Below are 19296 nucleotides of genomic sequence, written 5' to 3' on the forward strand. Positions count from 1 at the left end.
GCCCCGCAGGCCTTCGGTGGGGTACGGATCATTGCGCCCGCCCGCCGCTCCGTGATCGAGTAAGGCCTGCCTTGGTCGAATCGGGGCGGGCGGTGGCGCCCGGCGGACACGGGGAGGACGCGGCATGAGCGGCACACGGGGGTCACGGGGACCACGGGGATCACGGGAACCGCAGGGACCGCCGCAGCGGGAAGCGGGCCGGCAGCACCGCCCGGCCGGCACCGCGACCCCCGGCTTCACCTGGGAGGCCTCGGACGGCTGTGCGCTGCGGGCGACCCGGTTCGGCAGCGGCCCCGCCGTCCTCCTGCTGCACGGCGGCGGCCCGGACCACCACAGCCTGCTCCCCCTCGCCGTCCGGCTGGCCGACGCCTTCACCGTCCTGCTGCCCGACCTGCGCGGCTACGGGCGCTCCGTCTGCCGGGATCCGGAGCTCCACACGTGGAGCCGCTACACCGCCGACGCCCTCGAACTGGCCGACCGTCACAGCCCCGAGCCGGTCGCCGTCGTCGGCACCGGGCTGGGTGCGACCATCGGCCTGCGGGCGGCCCTCGCCCGGCCCGACCGGGTCGGGGCGGTCGCCGTCATCGGCGCCGAGGAGATCGAGGACGACACCGCGAAGGCGGCCGAGACCGCGTTCCTGGACGCCTTCGCCGCCCGCATCCTGACGGACGGTCCGGCCGCCGCCTGGGAGCCCGCCCTCGCGGGCATGCCGCCGCTGATCGGTGCGATGGTCCGCGACGCGATCCCCCGCAGCGACCCGGCCAGCACCGCCGCGGCCTGCGCGATCGGCCGCGACCGGGCCTTCCGCGACGTCCACGACCTCGCCCCGGTCACCGCTCCCGTCCTGGTGGTCCCCGGCGGCGACCCCCGTCATCCGGTGGCAACCGCCCGCGCGATGGTCGAGGCCCTTCCGCGCGGCGAGCTGGCTCCGGTCGCCCTCGGTCCCGACTGGCACACCGCCGACGACCTCGCCACCGGCGTCCTGCCCGCGCTGCGCCCCTTCCTGCTGCGCCACGCCGCGCCGTCCGCGCCGTGAGCCCGGGCGGGGCCGGGCGGGGCCGGGCGGCGCCCGCCGCTCCGCACACGGAGCGTGAGGCTGCTGGTACCTTCGGCGCATGGCTGACTTCGACGCGGTGGCCGACGCCTTCGTCCGGCACTACTACGGCACCTTCGACGGCGGCAGCGCGGCCCGGAGCAAGCTCACGGAGCTCTACCGGCCCGAGTCACTGCTCACCTGGGAGAGCCGGCGGGTGCAGGGCGCGACCGGTATCGCGGCGGCTCTCGCCCGGCCCGAACTGGCCGCCGTCAAGCACCGCATCAGCACCGTCGACGCCCAGCCGACCCCCGGCGGCGGCGTCCTGGTGACGGTGGTCGGCACGATCGCGGTCGGCAGCGCCTTCGACAAGCCGATGCTGTTCAGCGAGGTGTTCGCCCTCCAGCCGGTCCCGGACGGCGAGGAGGGCGACTACTTCGTCCGCAACCAGATCGCCCGCCTCATCCTCGGCTGACGGTCCCGCCCGGCGCGACGGCGCCCGCCGGATGTCGGCCGCCCTCCTGCCCGAGGCCGCGGACCAGCGCGAACGGGGCCGCACCGAGCGCCCGTATCACCCCATCCGTAGTACTCTCGCCGAAGTGGTTTGAACGCAGTGCTGCGATCGGAGCGGTGTCAATGGCGCGCAGGAACGACGAGCGACGAGCGGCCCTCGTCGACGCCGCGATCGAGGTCCTGGCGCGGGAGGGCGCGCGCGGACTGACCTTCCGAGCGGTCGACACCGAGGCCGCCGTACCCGTCGGCACCGCGTCCAACTACTTCGCCAACCGCGACGACCTCCTCACCCAGGCCAGCGCCCGGGTGTACGAGCGCCTCCGCCCCGACGACGCCGCCGTCGCCCGCCAGCAGGCCGGCGCGACGGACCGGGAGTCGTACGCGGCCTCGATGCACGAACTCGTCGACCGCGTCAGCTCGTTCCGCACCGGCTACCTGGCCCTGCTCGAACTCCGGCTGGAAGCCACCCGGCGCCCCGGCCTGCGCACGATCCTGACCGAGCGGGTCCGCGCCGACCTCGACGCGAACATCGCCTACCACCTCGCCTCCGGCCTGCCCGGCGACGAGACCACCGTCCGGCTGCTCTACCTGACGTTCAACTGGCTGATCGTGGAGCAGCTCACCCTGCCCGACGTCCTCTCGGAGGCCGAACGCCACGCACTCGTCAACGCCGCGGTCGACCGCCTCGTGACGGACTGACCTCGTGACGGACTGACCACGGCGGGGTCCCGCACGGCGGCGGCCCGCCGGGGCGTCGCAGCGGCGGCCCGTCGGCCCGTCGGCCCGTCGGCGGGAACGGGCGGGCCGAACGCCGCACGGACGAGCCCGGTTCCGGCTGACGTCGCACCCGAGCCGACGCCTTTCCGCTCACAGCCGCGACCACCACATGCTGTTGTCTCCCTCCACCCCCTTCCACACCATGTGCAGGGTTCCGTCGAGCTCGCAGATCGCGGGCCCCTGGGAGGTGCCGACGCCCTCCATGCCGATCTGGCCCGTGAACTCGGTGCCGTCGAAGAACGAGAAGTAGATGCCCTGGTCGTCCGCCGCGCCCTTCCATGCGACGAGGAGGCGGGTGCCGGACACGGCCAGCGACGGCCCCGCGCTGGTGCCGACCTGGACGAACACGCCTCCGCCGCTTTCCGTCTCGGCGTAGACCAGATTCCGCTGCGGCTGCCAGGCCGGGTCGGCCTCACTGCGCGAGGAATAGTAGATCCTCGGATCGTCGCCCACCCCCTTCCAGAACATGTAGAGCCTGCCGCCGACCTCCGCCAGTGCCGGCGAGTCCGACGTGCCGACGCCGACGACGTTCCGCTGGGAGCTCCACACGCCCGCCTCCCGCCTCGCCCACCAGATGGAACTGTCCCCGTCGACACCCTTCCAGGCCATGTACGGAGTTCCGCTGAGGAGAGCGAGCGCGGGGCGGCCACTCGATCCGACACCCTGGACGTTCTCGACCCTGGACCAGCCGGTTCCGGGGTTCGTGGACGTGTAGAGGCCCTGGTCGTCCCGGCTTCCCTTTCACGCCATCAGGATCCCCGTGGACAGCCCGTCACCCCTCGGGACCGCGGCGAGCGCCGGACTGTGCGAGGAGCCGAAGTCCCCGGTGATTCCGCTCTGCGGGCTCCAGCCACCCGGCCCCAGCTCCGATTCGTAGAGGTTCGAGTCGTCGCGGCTTCCCTTCCACACCATGTGCAGGATGTCGGTCGTGGCGTCGAGCCCCACACCCCTGGTCACGGCCAGAGCGGGACGGTCCGAGGTCGCCCGGTCCCCGAGCGACTCCTGGCCGGACCACCCGTAGAGGCTGAGGATCGCGTTGATGCTCTCCGCGTCCACCACCGCAGTGCTGCGGATCGTGGGGTACATGACCGAGGCCGGGCTGTTCGAGTGCGCCAGCCCCAGCAGGTGACCGATCTCGTGCACCGTGGTGTTCAGCAGGGAGGTCGCCGTCCAGGTCTCCGCGAGGTCGAGGTTCAGAGTGCCCACCGGTGGCCCGGCGCCGGTGGCCAGGGTCCCGCCGGGAGCTCCGAACCGGGCGTCGGCGAGTGGTGTCACGAAAGCGCCGCGGACGTCTCCGCCCGTACTCACCGGCCTGAACGTGAAGAAGCCGGCGAGCGCGCTCTGCCAGGCGCCGAACGCGGCTGTGACGGTGGCGACGACGGTGGCGGGCGCCAGATTCGCCCCCGTGGGATCGACGGAGACGGTGAGCACCCGCTTCGGCCAGCGGCCGTTCGGCGAACCGAAGGTCCGGACGTCGATCGGTGAGCTGATCCGGTCCGGAACCCCGCACGTACCGAAGACGGTCTCGAAGCCGGCCTTCTCGGCGAGTCCCCTCAGCGAGGAGACTCCCTGCGACCGGCAGACCTCTCGCAGACTCAGGGGGCTCTCCGAATGACCGAGCCGGAGGGCCGTCTGCCGAAAGTTCATCATCTCCCCCGATTCCCTCAGGGGCGCACTCCGTCGGAGGACGCCGAGGACTGGGTCACTGCCACGGGGATCCGAGCGGGCTACTCGTCGCCCTCGACGGGTTCGCCCAGCAGGACCTTCGACCAGACGGCCACCGGCCCGTCCGGTGCCTCCTTACTGCCGACGCACAGCCAGAGGGTGATGCCCTCCTCCCGCATCCTGCCGGCGGCGCAGGACGGACGGGAGGGCGGGAGGTCAGGCGGGAGGGCGGGAGGTCAGGCGGGCGGGCGTCGGGGGCGGGCGGGCGTCGCAGCGGCCCGTGTGCGTCAGGCGTCGGGGTTCGCGCCCTGCTGGACGCGCTTGATCCGCTCGGCCTGGAGCGCGCTGAACTGCTGCAGCGTCCGGTGGTCGCGCTCGTCCTCGTCGAGCTCGATCAGGGCCACCACGGTGCCGACCCGCAGCACCATGGACGCGGCGACGCCCCCGCTCGCGGAGTCCGCGGAGTCGGCGGGCTCCTCGAAGCCCTGCGACTGGTCGGCGGCCACCTTCAGGCCGATCGCCCGCACGTCGCCGTCGTCCTTCTGCATCGACGCCGCCAGCGCCTCGAAGACGGGGCCGGAGTTCTCGACGGAGTCGAAGGTCAGCAGGGTGAAGCGGATGTCGTTGTCGGTGTCGGAGGCCAGCTCGTAGCGCACGGAGCCGCCGAGCTGAAGACCCGTACAGTCCATGTTCAGCTTCTTCCGGCAGGTCTTGGTCGCCTCGGCCTGCTGGATGATCTCCGGCGGCTTCGCACCGGGGCTGCTCCCCCAGCCGGAGGGGAGCGAAGCCACGCTCGGCATCGCGTCCCGCACCTGGTCGGGCTCCGACAGGGCGACGGCGGCCCGCACCGCCGCTCCCCCGCCGGAACTGCACGCGCCCGCGCCCAGCGCGAGTGCGGCGACCGTTCCCGCCACTGCGAGACTGCGCCCGTGCCGCTTCAACTTGTCCATCGCGGTGCCCCGTTTCACTCTTCACCTCAAGATCGGAAGCGGACATCAAACCACATGATCACCTGATGACTTCTGCTGCTCATGTCATGTCTGTACCGGGCGCCGACCGGACTGCACGGCCCCCGGCGACCGCCGCCGGAGCACCCGCGCCACCGCTCGTCCCACCGCCGAACAGCACACGGGCACACCGTCGGTGGACGTACGAGGAACCCCTCACATCGCGTCGGACGCCGTCCCGCACCATCGGCGGGAGTGTGCACGCCCGACTGGCCGGCCACCGCCTCACCGTGGCGCGGTCGCCCCGGCCGGGAACATCGGCAGCGCCAGGAGGAGCCGGTCGGCATCGGCCCGTGAACGCTGCCCGACGATCCGTCCGCCCGCCTGCTCCCGCGTCACGGCGCCTGCGGCACAGGCTCCTTCGGCCAACCCGGTGAGCAGGGCCGTCCGGCGAGGCGTCCGGCAACGGCAGCCCGTACGCCCCCCCCCCCGCGATCCGGAAGTCCGCCCCGGACCGCCGGGCGCCCACCCGACGCGACATTCGGACCACCGACCTGCCCACGATCAGCTCGACAAGGCTCAGTGAATCGAGATCGGGCACGTCTCGTCCTTTGCAGCAGGACGGCACGTACCGCATCAGCCTGGCCGGCTTCACCAGGTGACGGCGAAACCCGGGACGAAAGGCCGCACTTCCCCGACCCCACCGTCCATTCCCTGAAGCGACGACAGCCCGTGACCGCAGCACGGTAGGCATGGCTGCGATTGCGGAGATAATTCGGGACTCGGTTCGTGTTGCGCTACGGCGCGAATCGTGCTGGTCTGGAGTGGAGACACATTATTGATCTACTGGCCACGCCGCAGGATGCGCCGGGCAAATCACCCCTCTCGCGCACCGAGCAAGGCGTAACTCGACCCAGCACGTCTCTCAAGGGGGCGCTGCGCTCCTCTACCGCGCGCGCATCGATTCCTCTGGCTTCACGGAATCGGCGGATTGACCCCCGAGAACGATAGGTGCCGAAATGGCCGTTCCCTATTCAACGAATGACGTTTCGTCCCAGCGCTTCGAGAATCCTCACCACCACGTCCCAGAAGAGGTTTCCAGGGCCTTTCAGGATCTCCATGAGCGTGATCTCGCCGAGGCGAAGAGACAGGAAAGTATCGCCCGAATAGCCCGCCCAAATGGAGAGCGGAGGAACGTGCAAGCCGAGATGTATTCGGCAGTCGCACGATCCGCGGGCGTCGACATCACGGAGCTGCAGACACAGATTCTCAAGTCCAGAGCGAACACGTCCTCTCGACTCCGGGAGGCGGTGGAATCCGACCTGGCGCCGGCCGGACTTCCATACGAGCTCACTCCTGTCGACTTCGCGCCGTCCTCAACCGACCGAGCCAGCCACGACTTCTGGCTGGCGAACTCCCAGTGGTGGCACCCTGGTGACGCCGACTGGCGCGCCGAACCACGCGAGGACGGCCTGCACTTCACCGGCCACCTCACGCATGACAGCGGTGACTTGCGGTTCGCCAACTTCGGTTCGGTGAGTTTCTTCGAATTGCAGCCTGAGCGTATCCCCGCATCGGGCTCGGGCTTGTGGCGCTCCGCCCCCCACGTCGAGCTGTTCGGGGGCCTGGTCGGCCAGACGATCAACGGAGGATTCTTCAGCGGGGATCAGTGGTCCAAATGCTGGCTGTCCCTGAGGCAGACAATCCTCCAGTTCGGGTTCGGCCCGAACCCTGTGGCCATCGGCCAGGCCTTGGGAGGACGGAACCTCATGTTCCTCGAAGGTGAGAGCCTGACAGCATTCCCAAGGTTCTCCGGATTCGAGGGGATGCCTGTGCTTGATTTCGGAAACATCAACGGCTCACTGAGCCTTTGGGCTCACCTGGAAGTGCGATTTGATATTCAAGTCGAGGGCTCCGGAAGCCTCGTCTGGACGGATCCCGATGTCCTGCTTCGCGGTTTTCAGTGGCCGCTGATTCCACTGTGACGGTTCGTCGGCAGCCAGGACTGCAGTGGGGTCGTCACTCGATGGAAGAAAGGTGGAGAAGGCATGCCCCTTCAAGCAGTGCCCCCAAAAACCACTGACGTCGGACTGGTGGCCCGCGCCGTATCCATATGGGTCCGGCAGGAAGCCGAGTCGATGTCCACCCTCCCGGAGGAGACACAGCAGCGGCTGTCCACCGAGCGGCTCAGCCAACTTGAGAAGCTCAATGTACTCACCGGTGAAGAGGCTCAAGAGCTGCGGAGCCGTGCAACACACAACCGCCCCGGGAATCCGGCCGGACGCGGCATCGAACCCCGGCCACCCGTCGCCGCAGTCCTCCGGACAGTTCAAAGGGCCGGTGCGATGACGAGGGAGGCCGGCGTAGAACCGGTGACGGCGCTTCTGAGCGTACAGGGAGGCGCCCTACTCGGAGCGGCGATCGCCGGTCCGCCCGGCGCGACCGTCGGCGCGGCGGTGGCCACGAGTGTGCTCTTCGAACCGGTCCGTCAGGCGCACGCGTTCGACAATGACTGGAGCTGGAGCGATCTGTGGGAGACGCTGCAGTCCATATACGTCTGGATTCTGGCCGAACTGGAACTGCAGAACACACTGTGAGTGGCCGCCTCACGGCGGAACGCCCGCTCCCGTTCCGCCCCGGACAAGTCGCGAAGGATCGAGGCTAGGCTCACGGGCCATGAGCATCAACGGCCGATATCTCCGGTTGAGCCCACGCCAGTTGCAGCGGGCGGCGACGGAACCCGACTGGGCGCGGGAGTGGGTCGCCGAACTGGACGAGGACGAGGAGGAGGACGGCGCGGCCGACCGGGGGCGACTGCACGAGACCGGATCCGCCGGGGCCGTACTCGAACTCCTGCTCCGCCGGCACGACTTCCCCGTCGACGTCGTCCACGGGGAGGAGGAGCTCACCGCCGCCGGGGACTGGGGCTACGGCCCGCCGCGCTGCCTCACTCCGGAGCAGGTCGGCACCGCCGACGAGGCGTTCGCGGCGCTGCCTCCCGGCACGCTCGTCGACGGGATCGCCCCGGCCGAGCTCGCCGCCGCCGTCCCGCTGCCCGCCGGCTGGACGGCCGAGGACGTCCTCCACCTGGCGTCCGGCCACTACCGCGCCCTCGCCGACTTCCTCCACACCGCGGCCCGCTACCGGCACGCGGTGCTCGTCTGGTCCGAGTAGGCCCGCCCGGGCGTCGGTGCGCGCGGGGCCTGCGCCCACACCCCGACGCCCCGGCACACGGGACGCCTTGCGGCTCCCCCTCCTCCCCCTCCTCCGCGAGGAGCCCGCCATGAGCGCGCGGGCGCCTCCCGGCCGTGCGCCACTCGACGAGTCGTCACCCCGTGCGGCGGTCCGATCCCCGTGCGGCGGTCCGATCCCGGGCCGGCGGTCCGATCCCCGGCCGGCCGGCGGCGCGCCGGTGTGTAGGACATCCCCCGTCCGCCATCTCTGCGACGGTGGACGCCGAACCGGGAGGTCCGGAACACCTCCCCCGACAGCCGCACACCCGATCCGACGCGAGGAACAACCCGCATGACCGTCCTGGACACCCGCGCCCTCAACCGGGCCACCCTCGCCCGGCAGTACCTGCTCACCCGCGAGGACACGCCCGTCCACACCGCCGTGGCGCACCTGTGCGGACTCCAGGCGCAGGAACCGCAGGAACCCTTCACCGGCCTGTGGTCCCGGATCGCCGCCTTCCGGCCGCAGGAGCTGGACGATGCGCTGACCGGACGCACGGTCGTGCGCACGCACCTGATGCGCCGCACCGTCCACCTCGTCACGGCGGACGACGCGCTGGCGTGGCGGGCCCGCCACGACGCCATGCTGCGCCAGCGGGCGACGGCCGCCTACCGGCGCGAACTCGCGGACGTCGACCTGGACGAACTCGCCGCCGCCGGACGGGCGGTCGTGGCCGACGGACAGCCCCGCACCATGGCCCAACTCGTCGGAGAGGTCGGGGACCGCTGGCCCGCTCCCCCGCGCCGGGCCCTGGGCGAAGTACTCGTCGCCGCGCTCGTCCCGATGGCCCAGCTCCCGCCCCGAGGCCTGTGGGGCACCAAGGCCGGTGTCCGCAACCTGCCCCTGGCCACCTGGCTCGGACGCGAGGTCCCGCCGCTCCCCGACGGCGACGGCGACCCCGTCGGACGCCGGCTCGTACGGCGCTACCTCGCCGCCCACGGTCCAGCCGCCACCGCAGACATCCGCGCCTGGAGCGGACTCGCCGGACTGCCCGCCGCGGTCGCGGCCGTACGGGAGGAGCTCGTCGCCTTCCGCGACGAGCGCGGCCGGGAGCTGCTCGACCTGCCCGCCGCACCGCGCCCGCACCCGGACACCCCCGCACCCGTGCGGTTCCTGCCCGCCTTCGACAACGCGATCCTCGGCTACGACGACCGCAGCCGCATCATCGACGACGCCCATCTCGGCCTGTCCGTCGCCGGGCAGCGCGCCGTCCTCGTCGACGGGCGCGTCGCCGCCACCTGGACCCTGCGGGACGAACGGCTCACCGTCACACCGCTGCGCCCGCTGTCCGCCACGGAGCAGGACGAGATCCGCGCCGAGGCACAGGCCCTCGCCGCGTTCCACGACGCCGACCCCGCCCGGGTACGGATCACCTCCGGGGACGTCTGAGGCCCACCCGCCGCCGGCCCGTCCGCGCGCATCGACACCGCACACCCCACGACGACCAACGCCGGTCTCCGGGGGAAGCCCCGGAGACCGGCGTCACTCACCGCATCCGATCACTCACAGTTCACCGACGGCGTCCGGAATCCCGACCGAACCCCCTGCTCGGGGTGCCGAGCCAGGGGTGCCCCGGGCGTCGGAGTCGGAGTCGGAGGGGGACGTGGGGTCGGGAATCGAGGTGGCCCACGCGGCCATGGTCTGAAGCACCGGTCCCAAGCCCTCACCCAGCGGCGTGAGGCGGTACTCCACGCGCGGGGGGATCTCGGGGTAGGCGGTCCGGGTCACGAGGCCGTAGGCCTCGAACTGGCGCAGACGGCTGGTGAGGGTGTGCGGGCTGATCCGCGGGAGCGCCGTGCGCAACTCGGTGAAGCGGTGCGGGCCGTGCAGCAACTCGCGCACGATGAGCGTGGCCCAGGGCCCTTCGAGCAGGGTGAGGAACCGGGCTACGCCGCATTCCGGGAGCGGGGTGATGGACACATGTTCACCGTAGCCCATTAGTGCAGTTGAAGTAACTGGTGCACTGTGTGCACTAATGGCTTCATGACCTACGTGATCCACGGCGCCACCGGCGCCCAAGGCACTCCCGTCGCAGCCGCCCTCGCCGCCGTCGGCGCCCCCGTCACCGCCCTCACCCGCAACGCAGACGCGGTCGTCGCCGGCGCTCGGGTGCGGGCGGTCGACCTCCGCGCCACCGACGCGCTCACCGACGCCTACCGCGGCGCGGACGGCGTCTTCGTCCACCTCCCCATCGGCGGGCCGGAGGACCGGCTGCGCCACGCCCACAGCATCGTCGCCGCCCTGGACACCGCCCGCCCGGGCCGTGTGGTGTTCTCCACGAGCGGCGGCACGCCCTTCGAGTCAGCCGACCCGGCGGTCACGGCCGTCGTCGACGGGCTGAAGCGGAGCGGCCTGTCCCACGCGGTGATCGCGCCGCGCCTGTTCCTGGAGAACCTCCTCCTGCCGCCCGTTGTCACCGGGGTCCGCGAACAGGGCGTGCTGCGCTACCCGCTGCCCGCCGACCACCCGGTGTCGTGGACCTCGCACCTGGACGTCGCCGACCTCGTGGCCGCTCTGTTCCGCCGCCCGGACGTCACCGGCCTGATCGAGGTCGGCCTGCACCCCGCTGTCACCGGCCCCGAACTCGCCGAGGCGTTCGCCGCCCGCCTGGGACACGCCGTCACCTACGAGCCGCTCACGCCGGCGGCCTTCGGTGACTCGCTCGCCCCCCTGCTCGGCGCCGACGCGGCCGCCGGTGTGGCGGGACTGTACGAATTCCTGGGCACCCTCCCGGACAACGCGATCGCCCCCGACCGCTCCGCCCAGACGGTGCTCGGCCTGCAGCCCCGCACCACCCTCCAGTGGCTGACGAGCGCGGTCCGGTAGAGGTCCGGGTCCGGCGCTCCTCTTCGAGTTCGGCACCGTCTGACGCAATCCGTCACGGGCCCTGACCGGCTTCCCGGACGCCGTCGGTGAACTGCGAGTGACCGGCCCCGGCGTTGGCCATTGTGGGGTGCGTGGTGTCGATCGCTCGCTCACCCGCCACGTCGCAACACTTCGCCCCGTCGAGCTGGGAGCACCAGCTCGACGGGGCGGAATCGTCAGAACCCCTCATCAACCGACAGCGTCCGGGAACAGGTCGGGGCCACTGACCTCGGCATCAGGCGGACCCGAACTCCTCGGCCCGGACGGCGGCGACGAAGGAGCGCCAGGCACCGGCGGGGAAGACGAGAGCCGGCCCCTCGGGATCCTTCGAGTCACGGACCGGGACAACGTCGGGGAGTCCAGGGGCCACCTCGACACACTCACCGCCCTGACCACTGTGAGAGCTCTTGCGCCACTCGGCGCCCGACAGGTCAACGTGCATGGCGATCAAACCCCTTCCACCGAACCCAACCGAGACTTCAACCTGCGCCGAATATCCCCGCCCAGGATCCCGGCCGGGGCCACTGACCTCCGCATCAGACCGACCCGAACTCCTCAGCCCGGACAGCGGCGACAAAGGAACGCCAAGCCTCGGCGGGAAAGACGAGAGCCGGACCCGCAGGGTCCTTCGAGTCACGGACCGGCATCACACCCTCGTAGCCGTCAGAGACCTCAACGCACCCGCCTCCACCATCACTGTGGGAACTCTTGCGCCACTCGGCGCCCGACAGGTCAACGTGCATGGCGATCAAGCTCCTTCCGCCGATCCCATTCGAGGCTGCTCCGAATATCCCCGCCCCAAGGACATCGACACAACAGCAGACGTCAAGGTCCCCACCCAGACACAGCGCGGCCCCGACCAGGATCCCGGTCGGGGCCACTGACCTCCGCATCAGACCGAACCGAACTCCTCAGTCCGGACAGCGGCAACGAAGGAGCACCAAGCCTCAGCAGGGAAAACGAGAGCCGGACCCTCGGGATCCTTCGAGTCACGGACGGGGACGATGCCGGAGAAGCTGGCAGTCACCTCTACGCAGGACCCACCGTTGTTACTGTGGGTGGATTTGAACCACTCGGCGTTCGACAGGTCTACAGGGCCGTTCATGACGTTCCTTTCACGCCTGACGGATCATCTCCAGAGAGGCGGCCTTCGGCAACGCCTCCACTGCCAGCTGCTGGTAGTCCTTCCCCAACACCCGGCAGTTTCATCCGCCTGACGAGAAATCCGCGCAGCTGAGACTCCGAGTAGGCGAGCAGCGACCCGGTTTCGGCCATCGTCAGTACCGTGAAGGGCAGCTCCTCAGCCAGGCCATAGGGAGCGATCCGGACGCTAAGACCTGGCCACCAGCTTGTCCTCGACCAGGATCCCGGTCGAGGACACTCGTGCCAGCATCAGGCGGACCCGAACTCCTCGGCCCGGACGGCGGCGACGAAGGAGCGCCAAGCCTCGGCAGGGAAGACGAGAGCCGGACCCTCGGGATCCTTCGAGTCACGGACAGGGACGACGCCAGGCAGGTCTGCGGCAACCTCGACGCAATCACCCCCCTGGCCACTGTGAGAACTCTTGCGCCACTCGGCGCCCGACAGATCAACGTGCATGGCGATCAAGCTCCTTCCACCGATCCCATTCGAGACTTCAACCTGCGCCGAATATCCCCGCCCCAAGGACATCGACACAACAGCAGACGTCGACGCCCCCACCCAGATACAGAGTGGCCCCGACCAGGATCCCGGTCGGGGCCACTGACCTCTGCATCAGACCGAACCGAACTCCTCAGCCCGGACAGCGGCGACGAAGGAGCGCCAAGCCTCGGCAGGGAAGACGAGAGCCGGACCCTCGGGATCCTTCGAGTCACGGACCGGCATCACACCCTCGTAGCCGTCAGAGACCTCGATGCATCCACCCCCACCATTGCTGTGGGAACTCTTGCGCCACTCGGCGCCCGACAGATCATGGTGCATGGCGTTCAAGTTCCTTCCGTACCTCGTGGATCATGGCCAGGCTGGCCGCGCGGGGAAGTGCGTCCACCTGTAGCCGATCGTACTTTCTCAGCCAGCCTCCGACCGTGTCGGCATCCTGCTCCAGATATCCCCGTTGAAGCGTCTCCGTGTAGCCGACCATCGCGCGATTGGGGAGGGTCAGAAGGGTCACCGCGTGCGAGAGCGGCCGCTCCTCGGCCAGGTCGTGCGGGGCGATCTGGAGAACGACGTTCGGGTGGGAGGACAACTCCTCAAGGTGAGCAAGCTGCTGAGCCATGACGGACCTGCCACCGATCGGACGGCGGAGGACTCCCTCGTCCAGGACGGCATGGACGGCCAGACTCCGTCCCAACAGCCGCTGCCGGACGGCAAGAAGACTCAATCGCTCCTCCGCCTGCGCTGAAGTGGCCTCGCCGCGACGGACGATGGCGGCTTCGTACGCGGCGGAGTAGGCAGGGTGTTGCAGAACGCCCGGCACCATGTCCGTTTCGAAGAGACGTATGCCGATCGCCTCGCGCTCCTTGGCCGCGAACTCTGGAAAGCCAGGAATCAGCGCTCCGTTCTTCCAGCTCCACCACAGCAGCTCAAGCGCACCGCCGGCAGCCAACGCCTCATCGGCCCGCTCGACGAACTTTAAGCTCGGGGCCTGCTTTGCCCGCTCCACGTTGGAGATGTAGACACTGGAGTATCGAACCAGTGTGCCAAATTCGACTTGGGTCAACGACTTGTTCCTCCGCGACCTGCGGAGTTGAACAGCGAATGCGGCAAGGGGGGATGACGTGGGGTCAAGTTCTTCGCAGTTCAAGATCTCTCCACTTAAAGCCCGCGCGTCTAGAGAGTTGAAGTCCTTCCGATCGTAGCCTCAACTCCTCCACCATGGATGCGGATCGTAACGATCCCCATGCACAGCGCTACCAGTGGAGCCAACATGTCCAGCTGCCGCCGTATGCCCGTTTACTCCCCCGTCGTCGGCGAAGTGGTGCGCGATCTCGGCCACCGCGCTCCCACCGGCGGGGTCGTCGAAGGGGTCTACATGGACACCCTCAACGGCCTCGCCTACCTCCGCCACGAGGGCGGCGGGTGTGAGTGGACCACCAAGCCCGAGCACGTCCAGGCCCTCCCCCAGCCCCGCTACCTCGCCGTCCAGCAGCCCAGCCGGCCGCGCGCCAACGACCGGGCGTGAACCGGGCGTTCAAGCTGGTCGCCACCGCCGTCGGCGTCCCCGCCCTGAGCGCCCTCGCCGCCACCGCCGTCTGCTGGCCGATCCACGACGGGCCGCTCGGGCCCCAGCTCCTGATCTTCGGCCTCATCCTCGCCACCGGCATCAGCGCGGGCCTGCCCGCCTGCTTCGCCTGGCTCTCGCCCGACGAAGCCGACGGCACCGACGCCGACCCCACCCCCTGAACTCCCGCGCGCCGGTGTGGTGCGGCGCACGGGAACCCCGGCCCGGCTCGCGACCCCAGCGCGAGCCGGGCCGGAACCACCATCACCACCCCCCGCCCCCAACTCCCCGAAGCCCCGGAGGCCCCCTTGCTGCACCAACTCCCCGGCATCCTGACCAACCCGCCCCGCCGCCGCCACGGCCACCAGGCGCTCATCCTCAACCGCGACGGCGCCCTCCTCCTCATCGGCCGCTCCCACACCTCCGGCCTCCACCTCCCCGGCGGCGACGCCGAACGCGACGAACTCCCCCACCTCGCCGCCCGCCGACACACCGAGACCCAGACCGGCCTCGTCCTCCCCCTCCGCTCGATCCTCGCCACCGACCACACCGAAGCCGCCCTCCTCCCCGAAGCCCTCACCTTCATCCACTGGGGCGGCCGCCTCACCTCCGCACAGGAAGGCATCGTCGCCCGCCACCGCCCACCCCACACCGTCACCGCCGTCCACTGGCTCCACCGCGCCCAACTCCTCGACGCCATGCCCCCCGACCACTACCGCCGCACCACCCAAGCCCTCGACGCCCTCACCAGAGGCGCCCACCTCCCCCTCCTCCTCCGCGGCACCCCCGCCGACTGACCCCGAACACGCCGACGCCAAGGGCCCGTTGCCCTCCGCCATCGGAGGGCAACGGGCCCCGAACACTCCCGCAGCGGCCCTCACCGGCGGTGCCGATCTCCATGACCCGGTTGCCCCTGACGCACAACCCAGGGCTGCCGGCCCATCGTGGACAGGTGCGCACGGGCACACAGGTCCGCACACACATCCCGACGACCGCGACCGCCCCTTGCCCGGCGGGCGCAGTGCCGACCCTCCTCCCCGCCGCCGCGGCAGCGCGCAGCCTCGCCATCCGTTTTCATTTGACCTCAAGGTCAAAAATGCTGCTACGGTGGCGCGATGGGCAGGCCGAAGCAGTTCGATCCGGACGTGGCGGTGGAGCGCGCGATGGGCGTGTTCTGGCGCAAGGGGTACGCGGCGACGACACCGCAGGACCTCGTGGACGAGATCGGCATCGGCAAGGGGAGCCTGTACAACACCTTCGGCAGCAAGCACGCCCTGTTCGAGCGGGCGCTGGCGCGCTACCGCGACTCGCAGGCAGCTTGGCTGGAAGCCCTCCTCGATCACCCCGGCTCGGCGAAGGACCGCCTGCGCGGGGCACTGGAGGCACTGGTCGAGCTCGACCTGAACGACCCCGACCGACGCGGCTGCATGGCGGTCAACACCGCCGCCGAGCTGGCCACTTCGGACCCGGGAACGGCCGACACGGTACGCAGGATGTTCGCGCGCACCGAGGGCGCGTTCCGGGCGACCGTCGAGGAGGGGCAGCGTGCCGGCGAGATCTCCGGCGACCACGACGCGGCGGCCGTGGCCTCCTGGCTGCTCGCGACGGTGATCGGCATGCGGGTGCTGGCGAAGACCGCCGAGGACCCCGCGCAGCTGAGGCGGGTCGCGGCCGCGACGATGGTGTCGTTGTAGTTCGGCACCACGAATCGGCGCCCGGCTCTTTTGCGGCCCATTTTTGTACCTGTGGTTCAAATATATTCGAGGAGTCTGCCATGGAGCTCGACATCGCCGGGAAGACCGCCGTCGTCACCGGGGCCAGCCGAGGGGTGGGCCTCGCGATCACGCGGCAGCTCGTCGCCGAGGGAGTCCGCGTGGTCGGTGCGGCCCGTACGATCACGGCCGCGCTGAAGGAGACCGGGGCCCACCCGGTCTCGGTCGACCTGAGCACACCGGAAGGCGCCGAGAGCCTGGAGACACAGGCGCTCGCCGAACTAGGCGGCCTGGACGTCCTGGTCAACAACCTGGGCGGCGGTGACGCGTTCACCCTCAACGGCTTCCTCGCGACCGACGACGCCCTGTGGGCGCAGAGCTTCGAGGTCAACCTGTTCGGCACGGTCCGGGTCACCCGTCGGCTGCTGCCGAGCCTCCTGGAGCGCCGCGGTTCGGTGGTGAACATCTCGTCGATGAGCGCCCGCCTGCCCGGCACGGGACCGATCGAGTACGGCGTCGCCAAGGCGGGCCTCAACGCGTTCTCCAAGGCGCTGTCCGAGGAGTTCGGCCCTCAGGGCGTGCGCGTGAACACCGTCTCCCCCGGTCCGACGCGTACGGGCATGTGGGAGGACCCCGACGGCTTCGGCGCCCGCCTCGCCCGGGCGAACGGTGTCGGGCACCGCGACTTCGTGGCCGGAGTGCCCGCGGCGATGGGCATGACCACCGGCCGCATGGTCGAGCCCGAGGAGGTCGCGGCCGTCGTCGCGTTCCTCGTCTCGGACCGCGCGGCAAGCGTGACCGGCGCGGACTACTTCGTCGAGGGCGGCGGCATCAAGACGGTGTGAGGCGACGGGCACGCCGGGGGGGTGAAGACGCGTCCTCCCCGGCGGATGCCCTACTCGCCGCGGACGCAGGCCCGTTCACGTCCTCGGGCGTCGGGCCTGTCGGGCACGCCCGGCCGGCGGGCACGTCGGGCACGTCGGGCACGTCGGGCACGTCGGGCCGGCGGGCGTTCCGGTGGAGCCGCCGGTGAACTCGCCGGCGGTCGGGCGCAGGCGTCGCACCAGTGGCCACGACAGGCTCAACCATCCCGCCCACCAGGCCTGTTGCTCGTGTCCAGGACCCGGACAACCGGTGTCCGCGGTTCCGGCCAGATGGGCGATCGGTTCGGGCCAGCTCCATCGGATCGCGGGGCCCGGACGGACGGAGGCTGCCTACGGTCGAAGGGTCCGTTGGCACCTGTCCTCGGGCGGGACGCGCGGCCGCGACGACCGCACCCGCACCACGCACCACCCCGGCCCCCTGCGCGTCCACCGCCCGCTGCCCGCTCCGTGTGTACCGCCGAGGTAGGGAGTCCGCTGTGCCGTCCTTGCTGCGCTACGAGATCCTCACGGATCCGACGTCACTGCCGGCGTCGTCCGACGGGGCGCCGTCCGTGGGGTCGCTGTACGTGATCGTCTCCAACATCCACCAGGAGGAGGTGGAGTTCAGGTACATCGACGTCGAGATCCCGATCGGCCCCGACCCCGACCACCTGACCACCGACTCCTCGGCGATCACCCCGAGCCTCACCCTCTCCTTCCTGCCGCCCTGGCTGCCGGACCCGAAGTTCACCTGGAACGCCACCCTGGGCCTGTTCCGGGCCGAGCACTCCCAGTCGCCGGGGCAGCGGGTCACCCTGCCCGGCACGGAGTCGATCGTCCTCAAGCTGGAGAACGTCCCCGTCTCCCGGGGCGGCGGCCTGACCCTCGTGAAGATCCACGAACGGACCGGCGGCGGCGACCAGAACGCGGCCATGCCGACGGACTCCTTCACCACCACGCTCGCGGTCGTGAAGCAGGCGCCGAGGAACCCGCGCAACTTCCGCCCCTCGCGCGCCCTGCTGGACGCGGACGCGGGCCAGCAGCTGCAACTGCAGTGGGACGGGCCCGGCAACCTCGACTACTGGATCCGCTACCCGGACGGCACGGTGGAACTGGCCGCCCAGGCGACCACCGCGCCCCCGGTGGTCGACCAGCCCTACAGCTTGCCCGTCCCCACCCCGAGGCGCGGCACCACGTACACCCTGCTCGCCGGGACGGCCGACGGCGGGCAGCCGCAGTACGGGTACTTCCTGACCACCACCGTCCACGCGCTCATCCCCGAGTTCGAGAGCGGGACGCGCTCCCCGTGGGTCGAGGGGACCACGGACCGGGGCCGGGTCACCTTCACCCCGGACGGTGCGAAGGTCGACGACCTGAACCAGACCCCGGGGACGGTGTACGCCAAGACCGCCGACGTGCACGACGTGAGGACCGAATCGGTCAAGGGGCGGACCTCCGACTCCGGCTGGATCGACTTCCCCGACACCGGCATCGACGTCTACCACGGCCTCAACAAGGACCTCGGCGTCGTCACCGCCGACCGCGCCGACGTCAACGGCGTCAACACCAAGTGGGTCGGCGACCGCGCCGCGGGCAACGGCTGGATCGGGTTCCCCCAGAACGGCATCGACGTCCGCAAGGACGGCACCCAGGAGTGGGGCACCGTCGCCGCCGACAAGGCCGACCTCAACGGCCTCAACACCAAATGGGTCGGCGACCGCGACGGCGGCAAGGGCTGGATCGAGTTCCCCCAGGCCGGCATCGACGTCCGCAAGGACGGCGGCCAGGAGTGGGGCACCGTCGCCGCCGACAAGGCCGACCTCAACGGCCTCAACACCAAATGGGTCGGCGACCGCGACGGCGGCAAGGGCTGGATCGAGTTCCCCCAGAACGGCATCGACGTCCGCAAGGACGGCGGCCAGGAGTGGGGCACCGTCGCCGCCGACAAGGCCGACCTCAACGGGATCAACACCAAGTGGGTCCAGGGCCGCAGCACCTCGGACGGCTGGATCGAGTTCCCGACGTCGGGCCTCCGCGTCTACCGCGACGGCGGGCACGACCTCGGCGACGTCTCCGCGAACCGGGCCGATCTGAACGTGGTGAACACCGTCAAGGGACGCGTGACGGGCCCGCTCACCGTCGGCGGGGGGATGCAGCTCAGCCACGAGGGTGAGCGGATGTTCGTTACCATGCCGGACCGGATCGTGTTCTTCGGGATCAACGAGTTCAAGAAGTGGGTGACCTTCGACCGGGGCGTCGGGATCGCCTTCGGGCACGGCACCGTGCAGATGACCAAGGAGGGCGGCGTGCTGGTCCACGGCAGCGACGTCCAGATCCAGCAGGGGAAGCTCTCCATCTCCACCGGCAACCCGCCCCAGGTCAGGGAGTTGTAGGAGGCCCCGGCGCCCCCCCGGCTCGCGGGTGACGTGAGCGCGAGCCGGGGTCGGACGGCGGGCGTGCGGGGGCGTTCCCGGACACCGGGAAC

24 protein-coding genes are annotated in these 19296 nt (G+C 70.6%); 14 read left to right on the forward strand and 10 right to left on the reverse strand.

What is annotated here, in order from left to right:
- Positions 1 to 124: 124 nt before the first annotated feature.
- The 3 genes from OG550_RS05715 (at position 125) to OG550_RS05725 (ending at position 2245) form a co-directional block, all read left to right on the forward strand.
- Positions 125 to 1036: an alpha/beta fold hydrolase gene (locus OG550_RS05715; RefSeq protein WP_327675204.1), complete on the forward strand. Its 912-nt coding sequence runs from the start codon at positions 125 to 127 to the stop codon at positions 1034 to 1036.
- A gap of 79 nt (positions 1037 to 1115) precedes the next feature.
- Positions 1116 to 1508 (forward strand): nuclear transport factor 2 family protein, encoded by a 393-nt coding sequence (locus OG550_RS05720; protein ID WP_327675206.1) that lies wholly within the window; start codon positions 1116 to 1118, stop codon positions 1506 to 1508.
- A 161-nt stretch (positions 1509 to 1669) separates the two neighbouring features.
- Positions 1670 to 2245 carry a TetR/AcrR family transcriptional regulator gene (locus OG550_RS05725; RefSeq protein WP_327675208.1) on the forward strand — a complete coding sequence of 192 codons (576 nt, stop codon included), beginning with the start codon at positions 1670 to 1672 and terminating at the stop codon, positions 2243 to 2245.
- Between the two features lie 168 nt (positions 2246 to 2413).
- Here the strand turns inward: OG550_RS05725 and OG550_RS05730 are convergent, their stop codons facing one another.
- The 3 genes from OG550_RS05730 to OG550_RS05740 all read right to left on the reverse strand — a co-directional run bounded on the left by OG550_RS05730 (position 2414) and on the right by OG550_RS05740 (position 4938).
- The gene (locus tag OG550_RS05730; RefSeq protein WP_327675210.1) at positions 2414 to 2932 is read right to left on the reverse strand and encodes a hypothetical protein; all 519 of its coding nucleotides are present in this window, start codon (positions 2930 to 2932) and stop codon (positions 2414 to 2416) included.
- Positions 2933 to 3064: 132 nt separating this feature from the next.
- On the reverse strand, positions 3065 to 3973 hold the full coding sequence (locus OG550_RS05735; protein ID WP_327675212.1) for a matrixin family metalloprotease: 909 nt from the start codon (positions 3971 to 3973) through the stop codon (positions 3065 to 3067).
- Positions 3974 to 4275: 302 nt separating this feature from the next.
- Complete coding sequence (locus tag OG550_RS05740) at positions 4276 to 4938, reverse strand: hypothetical protein (protein ID WP_327675214.1); 663 nt, start codon at positions 4936 to 4938, stop codon at positions 4276 to 4278.
- 1016 nt (positions 4939 to 5954) lie between these two features.
- Here OG550_RS05740 and OG550_RS05745 point away from each other — a divergent pair.
- The 4 genes from OG550_RS05745 to OG550_RS05760 all read left to right on the forward strand — a co-directional run bounded on the left by OG550_RS05745 (position 5955) and on the right by OG550_RS05760 (position 9558).
- Positions 5955 to 6920, forward strand: coding sequence for a hypothetical protein (locus tag OG550_RS05745; protein ID WP_327675216.1), 966 nt, complete (start codon positions 5955 to 5957; stop codon positions 6918 to 6920).
- A 153-nt stretch (positions 6921 to 7073) separates the two neighbouring features.
- Positions 7074 to 7532: a hypothetical protein gene (locus OG550_RS05750; RefSeq protein WP_327675217.1), complete on the forward strand. Its 459-nt coding sequence runs from the start codon at positions 7074 to 7076 to the stop codon at positions 7530 to 7532.
- 79 nt (positions 7533 to 7611) lie between these two features.
- Positions 7612 to 8109: a DUF1877 family protein gene (locus OG550_RS05755; protein WP_327675220.1), complete on the forward strand. Its 498-nt coding sequence runs from the start codon at positions 7612 to 7614 to the stop codon at positions 8107 to 8109.
- 351 nt (positions 8110 to 8460) lie between these two features.
- Entirely contained in the window at positions 8461 to 9558 is a 1098-nt protein-coding gene (locus OG550_RS05760) for a winged helix DNA-binding domain-containing protein (RefSeq protein WP_327675222.1), read from the forward strand.
- A 114-nt stretch (positions 9559 to 9672) separates the two neighbouring features.
- Here OG550_RS05760 and OG550_RS05765 read toward each other — a convergent pair whose 3' ends face one another.
- Positions 9673 to 10089, reverse strand: a complete 417-nt coding sequence (locus tag OG550_RS05765) for a winged helix-turn-helix transcriptional regulator (RefSeq protein ID WP_327675224.1) — start codon at positions 10087 to 10089, stop codon at positions 9673 to 9675.
- 63 nt (positions 10090 to 10152) lie between these two features.
- On the opposite strand from OG550_RS05765, the gene OG550_RS05770 reads away from it, so the two are divergent.
- Positions 10153 to 10995 carry an NmrA family NAD(P)-binding protein gene (locus OG550_RS05770; protein WP_327675226.1) on the forward strand — a complete coding sequence of 281 codons (843 nt, stop codon included), beginning with the start codon at positions 10153 to 10155 and terminating at the stop codon, positions 10993 to 10995.
- A 274-nt stretch (positions 10996 to 11269) separates the two neighbouring features.
- On the opposite strand, the gene OG550_RS05775 is transcribed toward OG550_RS05770, so the two are convergent.
- The 6 genes from OG550_RS05775 to OG550_RS05800 form a co-directional block, all read right to left on the reverse strand.
- Positions 11270 to 11476, reverse strand: a complete 207-nt coding sequence (locus OG550_RS05775; protein WP_327675228.1) for a DUF397 domain-containing protein — start codon at positions 11474 to 11476, stop codon at positions 11270 to 11272.
- A 94-nt stretch (positions 11477 to 11570) separates the two neighbouring features.
- Complete coding sequence (locus OG550_RS32755; RefSeq protein ID WP_442905938.1) at positions 11571 to 11927, reverse strand: DUF397 domain-containing protein; 357 nt, start codon at positions 11925 to 11927, stop codon at positions 11571 to 11573.
- Positions 11927 to 12139, reverse strand: a complete 213-nt coding sequence (locus OG550_RS05785; RefSeq protein ID WP_327675230.1) for a DUF397 domain-containing protein — start codon at positions 12137 to 12139, stop codon at positions 11927 to 11929. Before OG550_RS05785 ends, OG550_RS32755 begins: the two co-directional genes overlap by 1 nt.
- A 287-nt stretch (positions 12140 to 12426) precedes the next feature.
- Entirely contained in the window at positions 12427 to 12705 is a 279-nt protein-coding gene (locus tag OG550_RS05790) for a DUF397 domain-containing protein (RefSeq protein WP_327683699.1), read from the reverse strand.
- A gap of 84 nt (positions 12706 to 12789) precedes the next feature.
- Entirely contained in the window at positions 12790 to 12996 is a 207-nt protein-coding gene (locus tag OG550_RS05795) for a DUF397 domain-containing protein (RefSeq protein ID WP_327683701.1), read from the reverse strand.
- Complete coding sequence (locus OG550_RS05800; RefSeq protein WP_327675232.1) at positions 12986 to 13819, reverse strand: helix-turn-helix domain-containing protein; 834 nt, start codon at positions 13817 to 13819, stop codon at positions 12986 to 12988. The genes OG550_RS05795 and OG550_RS05800 overlap by 11 nt, the downstream gene beginning before the upstream one ends.
- Positions 13820 to 13960: 141 nt before the next feature.
- On the opposite strand from OG550_RS05800, the gene OG550_RS05805 reads away from it, so the two are divergent.
- From OG550_RS05805 to OG550_RS05830, 6 genes are all read left to right on the forward strand, one after another.
- A complete protein-coding gene (locus tag OG550_RS05805; protein WP_327675234.1) occupies positions 13961 to 14197 on the forward strand; it encodes a hypothetical protein in 237 nt (78 codons plus the stop codon).
- The gene (locus OG550_RS05810) at positions 14194 to 14418 is read left to right on the forward strand and encodes a hypothetical protein (protein WP_327675235.1); all 225 of its coding nucleotides are present in this window, start codon (positions 14194 to 14196) and stop codon (positions 14416 to 14418) included. Before OG550_RS05805 ends, OG550_RS05810 begins: the two co-directional genes overlap by 4 nt.
- A gap of 126 nt (positions 14419 to 14544) precedes the next feature.
- Positions 14545 to 15033 carry an NUDIX hydrolase gene (locus OG550_RS05815; RefSeq protein WP_327675237.1) on the forward strand — a complete coding sequence of 163 codons (489 nt, stop codon included), beginning with the start codon at positions 14545 to 14547 and terminating at the stop codon, positions 15031 to 15033.
- 318 nt (positions 15034 to 15351) lie between these two features.
- The gene (locus tag OG550_RS05820) at positions 15352 to 15930 is read left to right on the forward strand and encodes a TetR/AcrR family transcriptional regulator (RefSeq protein ID WP_327675239.1); all 579 of its coding nucleotides are present in this window, start codon (positions 15352 to 15354) and stop codon (positions 15928 to 15930) included.
- 80 nt (positions 15931 to 16010) lie between these two features.
- Positions 16011 to 16793 carry an oxidoreductase gene (locus OG550_RS05825; RefSeq protein WP_327675241.1) on the forward strand — a complete coding sequence of 261 codons (783 nt, stop codon included), beginning with the start codon at positions 16011 to 16013 and terminating at the stop codon, positions 16791 to 16793.
- A gap of 515 nt (positions 16794 to 17308) precedes the next feature.
- Positions 17309 to 19204: a hypothetical protein gene (locus OG550_RS05830; RefSeq protein WP_327675243.1), complete on the forward strand. Its 1896-nt coding sequence runs from the start codon at positions 17309 to 17311 to the stop codon at positions 19202 to 19204.
- Positions 19205 to 19296: the final 92 nt, after the last annotated feature.

Source organism: Kitasatospora sp. NBC_00458, assembly GCF_036013975.1.
GTDB lineage: Bacteria > Actinomycetota > Actinomycetes > Streptomycetales > Streptomycetaceae > Kitasatospora.